Origin of the sequence: Pseudomonas sp. URMO17WK12:I12, from assembly GCF_000514395.1 — a bacterium.
GTDB lineage: Bacteria > Pseudomonadota > Gammaproteobacteria > Pseudomonadales > Pseudomonadaceae > Aquipseudomonas > Aquipseudomonas mucoides.
Map to the genome: position 1 here is coordinate 356,285 of NZ_AZVV01000007.1, position 15,874 is coordinate 372,158.

14 protein-coding genes are annotated in these 15,874 nt (G+C 57.6%); all 14 read left to right on the forward strand.

Going from position 1 to position 15,874, the window contains the following annotated elements; all coding sequences use genetic code 11:
- The first annotated feature begins 216 nt into the window (after nucleotides 1-216).
- A complete protein-coding gene (locus D882_RS0110770; protein WP_027923241.1) occupies nucleotides 217-576 on the forward strand; it encodes a response regulator in 360 nt (119 codons plus the stop codon).
- A 62-nt stretch (nucleotides 577-638) separates the two neighbouring features.
- Nucleotides 639-1,934 carry a glycosyltransferase gene (locus D882_RS0110775; protein ID WP_027923242.1) on the forward strand — a complete coding sequence of 432 codons (1,296 nt, stop codon included), beginning with the start codon at nucleotides 639-641 and terminating at the stop codon, nucleotides 1,932-1,934.
- A 144-nt stretch (nucleotides 1,935-2,078) separates the two neighbouring features.
- Nucleotides 2,079-2,945 carry a phospholipase gene (locus D882_RS0110780; RefSeq protein WP_027923243.1) on the forward strand — a complete coding sequence of 289 codons (867 nt, stop codon included), beginning with the start codon at nucleotides 2,079-2,081 and terminating at the stop codon, nucleotides 2,943-2,945.
- A gap of 125 nt (nucleotides 2,946-3,070) precedes the next feature.
- Complete coding sequence (locus D882_RS0110785) at nucleotides 3,071-3,952, forward strand: phospholipase (protein ID WP_027923244.1); 882 nt, start codon at nucleotides 3,071-3,073, stop codon at nucleotides 3,950-3,952.
- A gap of 79 nt (nucleotides 3,953-4,031) precedes the next feature.
- Nucleotides 4,032-4,937, forward strand: a complete 906-nt coding sequence (locus D882_RS0110790) for an AraC family transcriptional regulator (RefSeq protein WP_027923245.1) — start codon at nucleotides 4,032-4,034, stop codon at nucleotides 4,935-4,937.
- Between the two features lie 211 nt (nucleotides 4,938-5,148).
- Nucleotides 5,149-6,459 (forward strand): sugar ABC transporter substrate-binding protein, encoded by a 1,311-nt coding sequence (locus D882_RS0110795; protein WP_027923246.1) that lies wholly within the window; start codon nucleotides 5,149-5,151, stop codon nucleotides 6,457-6,459.
- Nucleotides 6,460-6,665: 206 nt separating this feature from the next.
- Nucleotides 6,666-7,565, forward strand: a complete 900-nt coding sequence (locus D882_RS0110800; protein ID WP_228758773.1) for a carbohydrate ABC transporter permease — start codon at nucleotides 6,666-6,668, stop codon at nucleotides 7,563-7,565.
- Nucleotides 7,566-7,575: 10 nt separating this feature from the next.
- Nucleotides 7,576-8,406: a carbohydrate ABC transporter permease gene (locus D882_RS0110805; RefSeq protein ID WP_027923248.1), complete on the forward strand. Its 831-nt coding sequence runs from the start codon at nucleotides 7,576-7,578 to the stop codon at nucleotides 8,404-8,406.
- A 33-nt stretch (nucleotides 8,407-8,439) separates the two neighbouring features.
- The gene (locus tag D882_RS0110810) at nucleotides 8,440-9,543 is read left to right on the forward strand and encodes an ABC transporter ATP-binding protein (RefSeq protein WP_027923249.1); all 1,104 of its coding nucleotides are present in this window, start codon (nucleotides 8,440-8,442) and stop codon (nucleotides 9,541-9,543) included.
- Nucleotides 9,544-9,558: 15 nt separating this feature from the next.
- A complete protein-coding gene (locus tag D882_RS0110815; RefSeq protein ID WP_027923250.1) occupies nucleotides 9,559-11,031 on the forward strand; it encodes a mannitol dehydrogenase family protein in 1,473 nt (490 codons plus the stop codon).
- Nucleotides 11,032-11,091: 60 nt separating this feature from the next.
- Nucleotides 11,092-12,588 (forward strand): xylulokinase, encoded by a 1,497-nt coding sequence (gene xylB, locus D882_RS0110820; protein WP_027923251.1) that lies wholly within the window; start codon nucleotides 11,092-11,094, stop codon nucleotides 12,586-12,588.
- A 13-nt stretch (nucleotides 12,589-12,601) separates the two neighbouring features.
- Entirely contained in the window at nucleotides 12,602-13,540 is a 939-nt protein-coding gene (locus D882_RS0110825; RefSeq protein ID WP_027923252.1) for a carbohydrate kinase, read from the forward strand.
- Nucleotides 13,541-13,768: 228 nt separating this feature from the next.
- Nucleotides 13,769-14,953, forward strand: coding sequence for a hypothetical protein (locus D882_RS0110830; RefSeq protein ID WP_027923253.1), 1,185 nt, complete (start codon nucleotides 13,769-13,771; stop codon nucleotides 14,951-14,953).
- Nucleotides 14,954-15,365: 412 nt separating this feature from the next.
- Nucleotides 15,366-15,874, forward strand: a 509-nt coding sequence (gene vgrG, locus D882_RS0110835; protein WP_027923254.1) for a type VI secretion system tip protein VgrG, incomplete at its 3' end; no start/stop codon positions are given.

Sequence of the window (15,874 nt, forward strand, 5' to 3'; positions counted from 1 at the left end):
AAAGAAGCACGTTGATCCAATTTTCTGCCTTGTATCAGGGTAAATCCCGCATTTAGCTGCGCGAGCGCGAAGGGAGCGGTTATCCTTGCCATCTTGTACAGCTGTTCTTTTTTGCACAACGCTGGGAACTTGTCGGGATCCGCCACTTACTCATGCAAGAGCCCGGTGATTTCAATCGACCGCCCCCCCTGAATTCAATCTTTGCGAGTAACCATTATGTCCACCGACGCCTCCATCATTTTAGTAGTCGAAGACGATGCCATTGTGCGCATGCTGATCGTTGACGTGCTGGAGGAGCTGGAGTTCAACGTCCTTGAAGCGGATGGCAGCGAACAGGCGCTGAAGTTTCTCGAGGATAATAAAAAGGTCATCAACCTGATGATGACCGACGTCGGCCTGCCCGTGATGGACGGCCGAGAATTGGCCACCCAGGCGCGAATGCTGCGCCCTGAGTTACCCATCCTGTTTGCCAGCGGCTATGCCGAAAGCATTGAGGTGCCTGACGGCATGCAGGTGATCGGCAAACCGTTCTCGATTGATCAGTTGCGGGACAAGGTCAAGTCCATGCTCGCCTGACTTCTCAGTTCTGCTTCTCAGTACTGCCCCTCCCTATTACCCGCACCAAGGAATACCCGTTAATGAGTCAGCCCCGCGCAACCAAAGTTCTGGTTATTGGTTACGTTTGGCCCGAGCCCCGCTCTTCAGCGGCCAGCGGGCATGTCATGCAACTCCTCGATACGTTCTTGCAGCAAGGCTGGGACATCACTTTCAGCAGCCCGGCCGGCACCGGTGAACACCGGGCGGACCTGACGGCGCTGGGTATTCGTGAAGTCGCCATCGAGTTGAACAACAGCAGCTTTGACGCGTTCATCACCGAGCTGGCGCCGGATATCGTGCTGTTCGATCAGTTCATGATGGAAGAACAGTTTGGCTGGCGCGTTGAAAAGCACTGCCCCGACGCGTTGCGTGTGCTTGAGACGTCGGATTTGCAAAGTCTGCGTCATGCCCGGCATCAACGACTCAAAGACCGATTGAAAGACCGTGATGACGCCAACGACTTCAGCGAGTTGTTTGCCCCGGCATTGCGCGAAGAGTTCGAGTTGATGGCGGATACGGACCTGGCCAAACGCGAAATTGCCGCGCTGTATCGTTGCGACGTGAACCTGATGATTTCCGAGGTGGAAATCGAGTTGCTGGTCGAGCAATTCAAGTTGCCGCGCAACCTGTTGCACTGGTGCCCCCTGATGGTCGATCCGCCCAGTGCGCCACCGTTGCCGTTTGCAGACCGGGCACATTTTTTGAGTATCGGTAACTTTCGCCATGCGCCGAACTGGGATGCGGTGCTCTGGATGAAAACGGCCATCTGGCCATTGATCCGCGAACAATTGCCCAAGGCGCAGTTGCATATCTACGGCGCTTACACACCGCCCAAGGCCACGGCCCTGCACAACCCGGCGCAGGGCTTTCATGTAATGAACTGGGCTGAAGATGCCTTGCAAGTCATGTCGGCGGCACGGGTGTGTCTGGCACCGCTGCGTTTCGGTGCAGGTATCAAAGGCAAGATCGTCGACGCGATGTTGTGTGGCACGCCTACGGTCACAACGCCCATCGGCGCCGAAGCGATGCAGGGCGAACATCTCTGGCCCGGCGCAGTGACCCAGACAGCTCAGGCGTTCGCCGATAGCGCGGTTCGACTGTACAAGGATGAGACACTTTGGATAGAAGCCCAATCCCTGGGGCGGACGTTGTTGGCCGATCGCTATCAACCGTCTGTACATGGTCCAGCATTGATCGATAAATTGTTGTACTGCCAGCAACATCTGTCGCAACTTAGAAGTGATAACTTTACAGGCAGCATGTTGCGTCACCACCACCATAAAAGTACGCAGTATATGGCCCAATGGATTGAAGCAAAAAACAGAACTCCGCTATAACACTTTAACAATAAACATTTTGCATCAGCCGTATTATTGACCCCGCCCGGCATCCCCCTTCTTAATACCAAGCCGAACGTGCAAACTTTCAGTCACGTTCGGCACAGTCTTTTTATTTAATCTTTCAATGCAGGGATGCACCCCATGAATTACGCTGTTCAAAATAATGACGCGCTCAACAACTGGATGTCCGCCCATCCGGCAATTGATACATTGTCGCTCACTGAATTAACACTGCCGGGCACTCACAACGCTGGCAGCGACTGGAAAGCGTCCTGGCCATTTATTCCGGGTGCTCACTGGCTGGCCTGCCAGCATCAATCCTTTTCCGCGCAACTGAACCATGGGGCTCGAGCACTCGACATTCGTCTGATGTACGACGCGGGTGCACCCGATCCAGGGAAATTTCGCATTCACCACAATGGCTACCGCAATAACCGTACCTTGGGGAACCTTGTCACCGATGTGCAACACTTTCTTCGGGAGAACCCCGATGAGTTCATCATTCTGGACTTCCATGATTTGAAGGGGGACCCGTTTGATTACGCTTACTTCAATAATATGATCAAGCTATTTCTCGGCCATTGCCTGATCCCCAGAAAAAACCAATCCCTGAGTCTGCATCAACTCAAAAAAATCAGCCCCCTACAAAGGGTGTTGGTCGCAGCCCCATGGCATCCCGCACTTGATGAAAATTTGTTTATCCGGCAAATCGAACACCAATGGTCCGGCAGTGGCATCACCAACGCCAAGGAGTTGGAGAAACACATTGCTGACGTGTTGAAAAACCCGCCAGGAACGTGGGCACCCTGGTCGCTTTCCGCCACCAGCTACAGCGCGCTCGGCGGCCCGGTAGATATACACGAAAAACTTGATTCCTGGTTTGATCCAAAGACCAGTAATTGGGCCGAGAAGTGCAACATTATCAATGTCGACTTCATTGAAGAATCCCAACTGGTTTCTTATTGCAAAACCGTCAACCTGAAAAAAGCCGGCTGGCGCAATGCTTAGTTGCCGCGCCACTAAATCGCTATTTTTGTGCAAGTGTTTCTGTGACTGGCAATGCTGGCAGGCACTTCTACGCTGGGTCATGAGTCTCCCCCACGGATGGGGCAAATCACCGACAAGGAAACGTCATGACCTATAACACTGCAACCGCACTCGACACACAAAAATGGATGAGCAACGTACTGGACATCGGCCATTTGAAGTTGACCGATATTGTCTGGCCCGGCACGCACAACGCCGGGATGGACAAAAAGGCCCCCAACTACGAGGTCGTGGTCGGCAATTGGACGACGTGCCAGAACGATTCATTTGCCTGGCAACTGGCCAACGGCGCACGGGCATTCGATATCCGGCTCGGCTGTACCGCCGGCCCGGAAGTGCCGGTCTATTATTTTCATCACAACGGCTTTCAGTCCCACCGCATTCTTGATGAGCTGATCGAAGCGGTAGCGACATTCCTGACTCAAAACCCGGACGAATTCATCGTCCTCGATTTCCATCAGTTGGAAGATGGGCCAAAGATTTTCGACTACCGGCAATTCAATGACTTGCTGATGCGCCGCCTGGGTTCGCGCTTGATTCCCTATTCGGATGCATTCAGCACCGTGGAACAACTCAAACGTGCCAGTTCGCGGCGCCGCATCGTCTTGGCGGCGCGCGCGAAACCCGGACTGGACAATGAATATTTCTGGCCGCAGATTCCTCATAAGTGGAACGGCAACGCATTCACCGATGCCATCGATCTAAAATCACACATCGAGACCACCCTCGCGGGAGCCCCTTACGAGACCTTCCTCTGGTCGTTGCCAGCAACCTGCTATTCGCTGCTGGGTGGCCCGCAACACTTAAAAAATCAAATCAACGATTGGTTCCACAGCTCTCGCGATTGGGTCACGCGGTGCAGCATTATCAGCACCGACTTCTTTGATGAAGCGGACATCGTCCGCTATTGCTGGAGTGCCACCAGCATGAAGGCGGTATACGGGCACCGATTGCATGAGCCGGCATAAGTGATCGTCATTGCAGGCTGGCATCGCAGGTGCCAAAAGGGGCATGATCCGGTAGCGATAACAAGAAAAGCGTCCTGACATGACCCGAACAGCCCGCGTGACAGACCCCTCCTATGAACTGATGGATGACCATAACGGGTTGTCCATCATTTACCGCCAGCACGGGTTCCCCTGCCCTTTGGTGCGCTGGCATTTTCATAAGGAATACGAACTGCACCTGATCGTCGCCAGCTCCGGCAAAGTGTTCATCGGCGACTACATCGGCAACTTCTATCCGGAGACATTGTTCCTTACAGGCCCCAACCTGCCGCACAACTGGATCAGCCAGGTCGAGGAAGACGAAGTGGTGCCCAAGCGCGACATGCTGGTCAACTTCACTGACGAGTTGTTCGAAAGCGGCCATCAGGTGTTCGCCGAACTCAAGACCTTGGCGCCACTGCTGGAGCGCGCGCAGTACGGCATCGAGTTCCGATGCAAGCGCACCATCCGCCAGGCCATGACACTGATGCAACGGATCGCCGACACCCAAGGCGTGACCCGCCTCGGACACTTTTTCATTCTGCTGGAGCTGCTGGCGGCCTCCGACGATTTTCAATTGCTGTCAGGGGCAACGACGCCGCAATTGGCTGATGAGCATAATATCGATCGCACCAACCGAGCCGTGGATTACATCTTCGCCCACTACGCCCGGGAGCTGTCGCTCGAAGAAGTCGCCGAGCATTTGGGCATGAAGCCGACTTACTTCAGTCGCGTCTTCAAGCAAGCCACCGGGCGCTGCTTCATCGAATTCGTCAATCGTCTGCGCATCAGCAAGTCCTGTGAGTTGCTGGCCGATGGCGACAAACCGGTGACCGACGTGTGCTTCGAGTCGGGTTTCAACAATATTTCCAACTTCAACCGGCGCTTTCAGCAACTCAAGGGCATGACACCATCGCACTACCGGCGGCTGGCAGTGCAGCGCCTTACTGAGCAAAATCAGCACTGACACCTTGTCCGGCAGCTGCTACAGAGTGCAGCGCGTTAAATCCTGCCTTTCTCTAACCCGAGTGCAAAATAGTATCGATCCAAGTGCGATGGATGATTTGTCTCATCTTCAATTGAGGGCTGTAATCAGCGCACATTCTTCCTGCCGCAGGAAGACACAAAAACAATAACTGTCCTTCTGTAACCCTTGGGTCGCAGAAAAGGAGTGCACGATGCAACCTTCTGTAAAAGCTCTGCTTGCCCTCACCTGCATGACCCTCAGCAGCATCAGCCTCGGCGCTCAAACGCTGACCATCGCCACCGTCAACAACAGCGACATGATCCGCATGCAAAAGCTCTCGAAAACCTTCGAGGCCGAGCACCCGGACATCAAGCTCAACTGGGTGGTACTGGAAGAAAACGTCCTGCGCCAACGCCTGACCACTGACATCGCCACTCAGGGCGGACAGTTCGATGTGTTGACCATCGGCATGTACGAAGCCGCACTGTGGGGTGCCAAGGGTTGGCTGGAGCCGATGAAGGACTTACCGGCGTCTTATGCCCTGGACGACGTCTTCCCGTCGGTGCGTGAGGGCCTTTCTGTCAAGGGCTCCCTGTACGCCCTGCCGTTCTACGCCGAAAGCTCGATCACCTATTACCGCACCGACCTGTTCAAGGAGGCCGGGCTGACCATGCCCGAGCGCCCGACCTGGACCCAGATCGGCGAATTCGCCAGCAAACTCACGCACAAGGATAAAGAACAGTACGGCATCTGCCTGCGTGGCAAGGCCGGCTGGGGCGAGAACATGGCGCTGATCACCACCGTCGCCAACGCCTATGGCGCACGTTGGTTCGATGAGAAATGGCAGCCGGAATTCACCGGTCCAGAGTGGAAAAACGCCCTGAACTTCTACGTCGAGACCATGAAGCAATCCGGTCCGCCGGGCGCTTCCAGCAACGGATTCAACGAAAACCTCGCACTGTTCAACAGCGGCAAATGCGCAATCTGGGTCGATGCCAGCGTTGCCGGCTCGTTCGTCACTGACAAAACCCAAAGCAAGGTGGCCGACCACGTTGGCTTCACCTACGCCCCGCACGAAACCACCGACAAGGGTTCGGCGTGGCTCTATTCCTGGGCGCTGGCGATTCCGACCAGCTCCAAGGCCAAGGACGCCGCCAAAACGTTCAGTGCCTGGGCCACCTCCAAGGAATACGGCGCGCTGGTCGCGGAGAAAGACGGCATCGCCAACGTGCCGCCCGGCACTCGCGCCTCCACCTACAGCGAGGCCTACATGAATGCCGCGCCGTTCGCCAAGGTCACGCTGGAATCGCTCAAGGCAGCGGACCCAAGCAAGCCGACGCTCAAGCCCGTGCCGTATATCGGTATTCAGTTGGTGACCATTCCTGAGTTCCAGGGCATTGGCACCCAGGTGGGCAAGTCGTTCTCGGCGGCGCTGATTGGGCAAACCACGGTCGATCAAGCCTTGGCTGCGGCCCAGCAAACCACCGAACGCGAGATGAAGCGCGCCGGTTATCCCAAGTAACTCTCGCAACCGATCCAGAGTGGGCTTTTGTGGCGAGGGAGCTTGCTCCCGCTCGGCTGCGCAGCAGTCGCAAAGCTATTGGGGCCGCTTCGCGACCCAGCGGGAGCAAGCTCCCTCGCCACACAAGCCCGCTCCCACATGTCGATCTTCGTATGTCTGTTCCTAATTGGTTTAATGCCATGAATATTTCAACTGCCAACGCTCACATGGACATACCCCAACCGGTGCGTAAAAGCCGGTTGGCCAATCCCGGCTGGTTTCTGGTCAGTCCTTCGGTCGCCCTGTTGCTGCTGTGGATGATCGTGCCGCTGGGCATGACCGTCTACTTCTCGACGATTCGCTACAACCTGCTCAATCCGGGTGAAAACGAGTTCGTCGGGCTGGAGAACTTCACTTACTTCCTGACGGATTCCGGCTTCCTGCCCGGCGCCACCAACACCTTGTTGCTGGTGGGCAGCGTGTTGCTGATCAGCGTGGTGTTCGGTGTGCTGATCAGTGCACTGCTTGAAGCCAGTGAGTTCATGGGCCGCGGCATCGTGCGGGTCATGCTGATTTCGCCGTTCTTCATCATGCCCACCGTCGGTGCGCTGATCTGGAAGAACCTGATTTTCCATCCGGTGTCGGGGATTCTCGCCTACGTCTGGAAACTGTTCGGCGCGCAACCGGTGGACTGGCTGGCGCACTACCCGCTGCTGTCGATCATCATCATTGTGTCCTGGCAATGGCTGCCCTTCGCGATCCTGATCCTGATGACCGCCATGCAGTCCCTCGACCAGGAACAGAAGGAAGCCGCACGCCTCGACGGCGCCGGGCCTGTCGCCATCTTCTGGCACCTGACCTTGCCGCACCTGGCGCGGCCAATTGCGGTGGTGGTGATGATCGAAACCATCTTCCTGCTCTCGGTGTTCGCCGAAATCTTCACCACCACCAACGGCGGCCCCGGCTACGCCTCGACCAACCTCGCCTACCTGATCTACAACCAGGCGCTGGTGCAGTTCGATGTCGGCATGGCATCCGCCGGCGGCTTGATCGCGGTGGTGATTGCCAACATCGCGGCCATCGTGCTGGTGCGCATGATCGGCAAAAACCTGACAGACAAAGCCTGAGGCCTGCGCCATGACCCTTCAACAATCCCGCCGCCTGCAAAGCCTGCTGCTCGGCACGCTGGCCTGGGCCATCGCCATCGTGATTTTCTTCCCGATCTTCTGGATGGTGCTGACCAGTTTCAAAACCGAAATCGACGCGTTCGCCACGCCACCGCAGTTCATCTTCACGCCGACGCTGGAGAACTACCTGCACATCAATGAACGCAGCGACTACTTCAGCTTCGCCTGGAACTCGGTGGTGATTTCCTTCAGTGCCACGGCATTGTGCCTGTTGATCGCCGTGCCGGCGGCCTACTCGATGGCGTTCTACGAAACCCAGCGCACCAAGGGCACGCTGCTGTGGATGCTCTCGACCAAAATGCTGCCACCGGTGGGCGTGCTGATGCCGATTTACCTGCTGGCCAAGACCTTCGGCCTGCTCGACACGCGCATCGCGCTGATCGTGATCTACACGCTGATCAACCTGCCGATTGTGGTCTGGATGATTTACACCTACTTCAAAGACATCCCCAAAGACATCCTCGAAGCCGCGCGCCTCGACGGCGCCACGCTGTGGCAGGAGATGGTCCGGGTGCTGCTGCCGATTGCCAAGGGCGGCCTGGCTTCAACCGTTTTGCTGTCGCTGATCCTGTGCTGGAACGAGGCGTTCTGGTCCTTGAACCTGACCTCATCCAAAGCCGCGCCGCTGACCGCGTTGATTGCCTCTTACTCAAGCCCTGAAGGCTTGTTCTGGGCCAAGTTGTCGGCGGTGTCGACCCTGGCTTGCGCGCCGATCCTGATCTTCGGCTGGATCAGCCAGAAACAATTGGTCCGCGGCCTGTCGTTCGGTGCCGTGAAATAGCCCTCAAAGAATAAGCACAAAAGGAGCGCCACCATGGCCAACCTGAAAATCAAGAATCTGCAAAAAGGCTTCGAAGGCTTTTCCATCATCAAAGGCATCGACCTGGAAGTGAACGACAAGGAATTCGTGGTGTTCGTCGGCCCGTCGGGTTGCGGCAAATCGACCCTGCTGCGCCTGATCGCCGGCCTGGAAGAAGTCAGCGGCGGCACCATCGAGCTCGACGGCCGCGACATCACCGAAGTCAGCCCGGCCAAGCGCGACCTGGCGATGGTGTTCCAGACCTACGCCCTGTACCCGCACATGACCGTGAAAAAGAACATGTCGTTTGCCCTCGATCTGGCCGGCGTGCCGAAAGCGGAAGTCGAGAAGAAAGTCGGCGAAGCTGCGCGCATCCTCGAACTCGGTCCAATGCTGGAACGCAAACCGAAACAGCTGTCTGGCGGCCAGCGTCAGCGCGTGGCCATCGGCCGGGCGATTGTGCGCAACCCGAAAATCTTCCTGTTTGACGAACCGCTGTCCAACCTCGACGCCGCCCTGCGGGTGCAGATGCGCCTGGAACTGCTGCGACTGCACAAAGAACTGCAAGCGACGATGATCTACGTGACCCACGATCAGGTCGAAGCCATGACCATGGCCGACAAGGTGGTGGTGCTCAACAGCGGCAAAATCGAACAGGTCGGCTCGCCGCTGGACCTGTATCACCAACCGGCCAACCTGTTTGTCGCGGGCTTTCTGGGCACGCCGAAAATGGGTTTCCTCAAGGGCAACGTCACCCGCATCGACAGCCAAAGCTGTGAAGTGCTGCTCGACGCCGGTGCTCGCATCACCCTGCCGTTGACCGGCGCCAACTTGAGCGTCGGTGGCGCAGTGACCCTGGGCATTCGTCCGGAACACCTGGAACTGGCACAACCCGGCGACTGCACGCTGCAAGTCACCGCCGACGTCAGCGAGCGTTTGGGCAGCGACACGTTCTGCCACGTCGTGACTTCCTCCGGCGAGGCCCTGACCATGCGTGTTCGCGGCGACCTCGCCAGCCGTTACGGCGAGTCGCTGAGCCTGCACCTGGACGCCGAACACTGCCATTTATTCGATGCCGACGGCGTGGCGTTGACCCGTCCGTTGCGCGCTGCGGCCTGATATCGAGACTATGTGATGAAACTCAATAAACAGAATCTCCACCATCTCAAACCCGAGGTGGTCCTGCCCGCCTACGCCCTGAGCGATACGCGCCAAGGCATCGCGCACATTGGCGTCGGTGGTTTTCACCGCGCCCATCAGGCGTATTACACCGACGCGCTGATGAACACTGGCGAAGGCCTGGACTGGGCGATTTGCGGGGTCGGCCTGCGCGCCGAAGACCGGCGCGCCCGGGACGATCTCAAAGAGCAGGATTACCTGTTCACCCTGTTCGAACTCGGCGATACCGATGACACCGAAGTCCGGGTGATCGGTGCGATTCGCGACATGCTGCTGGCCGAAGACGGCGCGACCGCACTGATCGAAAAACTCGCCGGCCCCGAGATCCGCATCGTCTCGCTGACTATCACCGAGGGCGGTTACTGCATCGATGACAGCAACGGCGAGTTCATGGCGCACTTGCCGCAAATCCAGCACGACCTGACGCACCCGGATGCGCCGAAAACCGTGTTCGGTTTCCTCTGCGCCGCCCTGGCCAAACGGCGCGCTGCCGGCACCCCGGCGTTCACGCTGATGTCCTGCGATAACCTGCCGCACAACGGCGCGGTGACCCGCAAAGCGCTACTGGCCTTCGCCGCGTTGCGCGATGCCGATCTGTGCGAGTGGATCGACCGCAACGTGAGTTTCCCCAACGCCATGGTCGACCGCATCACGCCGATGACCAGCACCGAACATCGCCTGCAACTGGCTGACAAACACGCGGTTGACGATGCCTGGCCCGTGGTCTGCGAACCGTTTGTGCAATGGGTGCTGGAAGACAAATTCGTCAACGGTCGCCCGGCCTGGGAAAAGGTCGGCGTGCAGTTCACGGACGACGTCACGCCTTATGAAGAGATGAAGATCAAACTGCTCAATGGCAGTCATCTGGCGCTGACGTATCTCGGGTTCTTGAAGGGATATCGCTTCGTTCACGAAACCATGAACGACCCGCTGTTTGTGCGCTACATGCGGGCTTACATGGACCTGGACGTCACGCCACAACTGTCGCCGGTGCCGGGGATTGACCTGACAGACTACAAAAACACCTTGGTTGAACGCTTCTCCAATCATGCGATTGCCGATCAACTGGAGCGAGTGTGTTCGGACGGCTCGTCGAAATTTCCCAAATTCACGGTGCCGACGATCAACCGCTTGATTGCCGACGGTCGAGAGACCAAGCGTGCGGCGCTGGTGGTGGCGGCGTGGGCGCTGTATTTGAAGGGGGTGGATGAAAACGGTGATACCTATTCGATTCCGGACCCACGGGCGGCTTTTTTTCAGGGGCTGGTGGCGGATGATGTGTTGATTACCCAGCGGTTGCTGGCGGTCGAGGAGATTTTTGGCACCGCGATTCCGCATTCGGCCGAGTTTGTGGCGGCGTTTGAGTGGTGCTGTAACAGCTTGCGGGAGGTGGGGGTGACGCGGACGTTGGAGCGGGTGCTGGCTTAAGTACTGCGGTGAATGGACTACCGTCATCGCGAGATCGACCTGACACTCCAAGGACCTGACATGGCAAACCAACACCTTTTCCTGGGCATCGACTGCGGCACCCAAGGCACCAAAGCCATTGTCCTCGACGCAGTCAGCGGCCAAGTGCTGGGCCAGGGCGCCGCCGCCCACACCCTGATCAGCGGCGCCAACGGCCGCCGTGAGCAGGACACAGATCAGTGGCTGGAAGCTTTCACCCTCGCCACCCGAAACGCCCTGCTCGCCGCCAACGTCGACGGTCAACACCTCCTCGGCATCGGCGTCTCAGGCCAGCAACACGGACTGGTCCTGCTCGACGATCAGGGCCAGGTCCTGCGCCCCGCCAAACTCTGGTGCGACACCGAAACCACAGCCGAAAACGACCGCCTGCTGGAGCACCTCGGCGGTGAAAAGGGTTCACTCGAGCGCCTCGGCGTCGTCATCGCACCCGGCTACACCGTGTCAAAACTGCTCTGGACCAAAGAGCAGCATCCCGAGATTTTTTCCCGAATCACCCGCATCCTGCTGCCCCACGACTACCTGAATTACTGGCTCACCGGCCGTAGCTGCAGCGAGTATGGCGACGCCTCCGGCACCGGGTATTTCAACGTGCGCAGCCGCCAGTGGGACTTGCAGCTGCTGCGCGACATCGACCCCAGCGGACGCCTGCAAGCCGCCCTGCCGGAGTTGATCGACGCCCATCAAGCCGTCGGCACGGTCCTGCCGAGCATCGCCGAACGCTTGGGCATCAACCCGCATGCGCTGGTTTCAAGCGGCGGCGGCGACAACATGATGGGCGCGATCGGCACCGGCAACATCAAGCCCGGCGCGATCACCATGAGCCTCGGTTCGTCAGGCACCGTTTACGCCTATGCCGATCAACCGAAAGTCAGCACGGACGCCTCGGTGGCGACCTTTTGTTCCTCCAGCGGTGGCTGGCTGCCGCTGATCTGCACGATGAACCTGACCAACGCGACGGGTGTTATTCGCGAGTTGTTCGACCTGGATATCCAGCAGTTCAACGATTTAGTCGCGCAAGCCCCCATCGGTGCCGAAGGCGTGAGCATGCTGCCGTTCCTCAACGGCGAACGCGTCCCCGCCCTGCCCCATGCTACCGGCAGCCTGCTGGGGCTGACGATGACCAACCTGACGCCGGCCAACCTGTGCCGCGCGGTGGTGGAAGGCACGACCTTCGGTTTGCGTTATGGGCTGGACCTGCTGCGCCAGAATGGCTTACAAAGCCGCAGCATCTGCCTGATCGGCGGCGGCTCGAAGAGCCCGGTGTGGCGACAGATCGTCGCCGACATCATGGATACGCCCGTAATCTGCACCGAACAAAGCGAAGCCGCCGCCCTCGGCGCGGCGATTCAAGCAGCGTGGTGCAGGTCCTGGGCGAACGGGCAGGAAGACAGTCTGGCGGACCTGTGCGAGCGCTGCGTCAAACTCGACCTGGCCAGCGAAACCTTGCCGATTGCAAAGCATGTGGCGGCCTGTCAGCAGGCCTACGAACGCTATCAACAGCATGTCGCAACCCTTTAAAGAGTGAACAATTATGTATCTGGTGTGTGGCGAAGCGCTGTTCGATTTCTTCAGTGAAGACGACGCCAGCGGCCTGGCTTCAAAAGTGAATTTCAAGGCGATTGCCGGTGGCTCGCCGTTCAATGTCGCCGTCGGTTTGCGCCGTTTGGGTGTGGACTCGGCGCTGTTTGCCGGACTGTCCACCGACTACCTCGGCCGGCGCTTGCAGCAAGTGCTATTGAACGAAGGCGTGCGCCCGGACTTCCTCGTGGACTTCGCCGCACCCACGACATTGGCGATGGTTGCGGTGGGCGCCAACGGCTCGCCGCATTACAGCTTTCGCGGTGAAGGCTGCGCGGACCGTCAGTTGAAACCGGAACACCTGCCGGAACTGGGGACTGAAGTGCGCGGCTTGCACATCGGTTCGTTCTCGTTGGTGGTGCAACCGATAGCCGACACGTTGCTGGCGCTGGTTCAGCGTGAAAGCGGTAAACGCCTGATCAGCCTCGACCCGAACGTACGGCTCAATCCTGAACCGAACATTGACCTGTGGCGTTCGCGGATCGCGACGCTGGTCGAATACGCGGACCTGATCAAAGTCAGCGATGAGGATTTGAGCCTGTTGTATCCCGAGCAGGACCCACAGCGCGTGATTGAAGGCTGGCTGCAGCATCGCTGTCAGTTGGTGTTCCTGACCCGGGGTGGCGAAGGCGCGACGGTGTTTAGCCGGGCTCATGGTTCGTGGTCGGTGCCGGCCAGTTCGGTGAAGATTGCCGACACGGTGGGGGCTGGCGATACGTTCCAGGCGGCGTTGATTACGTGGTTGACCGAGCAACAGCTGGATTCGGTGGAAGGTGTGCAATCGCTCGGCCGTGAACAGATTGACGGGATGTTGAAGTTCGCGGTGACGGCGGCGGCGTTGACGTGTAGCAAGACCGGGCCGGATTTGCCGTATCGGCAGCAACTCATCTGATAAATCGTCCCTCCGCCATAAACGGAAACTGCCGGGGGCGAGTCCTTCACGACCAGAAAACAACGATCTCAACCGGCCAGTACATACACTCTAACAGTGGCCGTCCACTGTTAGATCTGACAGTAGTCGAGCTTCATTTTTTGATATTAACTCTTCTTGCAGTGTTGCTGTTACGGACCTGAACAACAGTCTGGTTCGAGCCCACACGCTAACAAGATGGAGCAGAAAATGAAACGGAAGATCATTAAAAATCTAACGTCGCTGAACGCGATACTGGCCGCATTTGCTTTGGCGTACGGAACGGACACGATGGCCACTACTAATCTGCAAATTCGCATGGCCAAAGAGTTTTCCTCGTGCGAAGTGATCGACATCAACAACTATAAACGTGCGGTGGGTAACTGCACGGCATCCAACGGAGCGGTGATCGTCTGGAGCTCAGATAACATTACCGGTTCGATCGTCCTCCCAAGCCTTGTGCAAGGGCAGGATTGTAGAGTTCTGGGAATTGGTATCGACGGAACTGTCTCAGGCAACTGTAAAGAAACCAACGGCCTGGAATTCGGGACAATCTGGAAACCGCCCTATACCGTCGCCACTAAACTGGAGCCACTTCGCAGCATTTTTCAGGACCAGAGAAACCCGGACGATGTCAGTACAAAAGCAGTTGCCTACAACAACAGTGGGTTTGTTGTGGGGCAAAGCATCGACAAAAATGGTCGTGCCACTGCAACGATGTGGACCTCAGTAGACGCTAAAACCCCGATGACGGTGTCAACCCCCAGGGATAACTGCCAAGCGGTTGCGATCAACGATCAGATGGCACCTGACGCGCCTCGTGTCGCGCTCAACTGCCGTGATGAGGCGGGGAAAGGCGTTGCGAAAATTGCCTACAGAGATATTTCTGGCTTCATCGCCGTCAATGTAAACGTCCCGGCGAATTACTCGTCTTGCGAGATTCGAGCGGTCAATAATGCAAACCGATATGTAGGGAGTTGTGTTTCATCGAACAACAAGCCCATGGCAACCTACTGGGATGGGGAAAATTCCGAGCCCAAAGTCCTAGACTTGCATAATTTTATGTCAAGCGTTGTTGGTGTGGCCGTTAATAGCAGCGGGAACATTGCCCTCGACTACCACACTTTGGACGGCACTCCAAACCCCGGCTTTTGGCACCCTCAAGACATTGCCATCAACATTGTCACTGCGCCAAAAGGTCAGACTTACGGTCGGGTCAAACGGGTCAGCGATAATAATGTCCTGCTGCTGAAAAAAGAAAACGATGGACGCAAAGTGGTTGGCAATATCGTGGGGTCGGAGCCGCCGGAGTTCACTATGGTGGGAGGGGGTGAACCCAGTCCATTCACTGCCATTTCTCCGAATGGAGCGTTCATGGCTGAAGTCCTGCCCTGAGACGACGTCGCGAAGAGGCCCATGTTGAAACCTTCGCGCAATACAAATACTTAGGGCGCCGACACCGTAGGCTCAGGTGATACGTTCCAGGCGGGCAGTTGGAATTGCGCTGAATGTAAGGCCCTCATCGCGAGCCGGCTCGCGATGGCGGTGTAACACACACCGCCAATCTCAGGGTCACCACCCCGAAAGTCTGAAAATGACTGTCGATTCCCGGTCGCCGCAATTGCGTGACGCTGTCGTGTTCAGGAACAGATGACGAAATATGCCCCGCATTCATTGACCCATACCTTGTGCCTAAGGGTTTTCCTGATAGCACAAGGCATCCGCACGTACGCCATTTGCGCCTTGAACGAGGCCGTTTAATCCTGCACCATCCGCCCCAGCTTATCCAAAGGACGGAATTCAAGGCATGCTGGACGCTAACGCAACCCATATTTCCCTCACGCTGGAAGGTGTTTCCGCCGACCTGCAAGTCCTCAGTTTCGTCGGCCGTGAAGCCCTCAACCAGCCGTTCTGTTTCGACATCGAGCTGGTCAGCGCCCGCCCCGACCTGAAACTCGAAGACATTCTGCACAAACCAGGTTGCCTGACCTTCGGCGCAACCGGCAAAGGCCTCATCCACGGCCTGGTCTATCGAATCGAGCAAGGCGACTCGGGTAAAAAACTGACCCGCTACAGCATCAGCCTGTGCCCGCAATTGGCGTACCTGCGCCACAACCACGACCAGCAAATCTTCCAGCAGTTAAGCGTGCCGAAGATCATCGCGCAGGTCCTGGAAGCGCGCGGCATCCTCGCGGACGCCTACAGTTTTCAGCTCGGTGCGGTTTACCCGGACCGCGACTACTGCGTGCAGTACGACGAATCCGACCTGCATTTCATCCAGCGCCTGTGCGAAGAAGAAGGCATTCACTTCCACTT

Coding starts and splice junctions, on each gene's coding strand:
- D882_RS0110795 (WP_027923246.1), top strand. CDS start 5,149: ATGCAACCTTCTGTAAAAGCTCTGCTTGCCCTCACCTGCATGACCCTC.
- D882_RS0110815 (WP_027923250.1), top strand. CDS start 9,559: ATGAAACTCAATAAACAGAATCTCCACCATCTCAAACCCGAGGTGGTC.
- D882_RS0110830 (WP_027923253.1), top strand. CDS start 13,769: ATGAAACGGAAGATCATTAAAAATCTAACGTCGCTGAACGCGATACTG.
- D882_RS0110810 (WP_027923249.1), top strand. CDS start 8,440: ATGGCCAACCTGAAAATCAAGAATCTGCAAAAAGGCTTCGAAGGCTTT.
- D882_RS0110785 (WP_027923244.1), top strand. CDS start 3,071: ATGACCTATAACACTGCAACCGCACTCGACACACAAAAATGGATGAGC.
- D882_RS0110805 (WP_027923248.1), top strand. CDS start 7,576: ATGACCCTTCAACAATCCCGCCGCCTGCAAAGCCTGCTGCTCGGCACG.
- D882_RS0110775 (WP_027923242.1), top strand. CDS start 639: ATGAGTCAGCCCCGCGCAACCAAAGTTCTGGTTATTGGTTACGTTTGG.
- D882_RS0110800 (WP_228758773.1), top strand. CDS start 6,666: ATGGACATACCCCAACCGGTGCGTAAAAGCCGGTTGGCCAATCCCGGC.
- xylB (WP_027923251.1), top strand. CDS start 11,092: ATGGCAAACCAACACCTTTTCCTGGGCATCGACTGCGGCACCCAAGGC.
- D882_RS0110770 (WP_027923241.1), top strand. CDS start 217: ATGTCCACCGACGCCTCCATCATTTTAGTAGTCGAAGACGATGCCATT.
- D882_RS0110790 (WP_027923245.1), top strand. CDS start 4,032: ATGACCCGAACAGCCCGCGTGACAGACCCCTCCTATGAACTGATGGAT.
- D882_RS0110825 (WP_027923252.1), top strand. CDS start 12,602: ATGTATCTGGTGTGTGGCGAAGCGCTGTTCGATTTCTTCAGTGAAGAC.
- D882_RS0110780 (WP_027923243.1), top strand. CDS start 2,079: ATGAATTACGCTGTTCAAAATAATGACGCGCTCAACAACTGGATGTCC.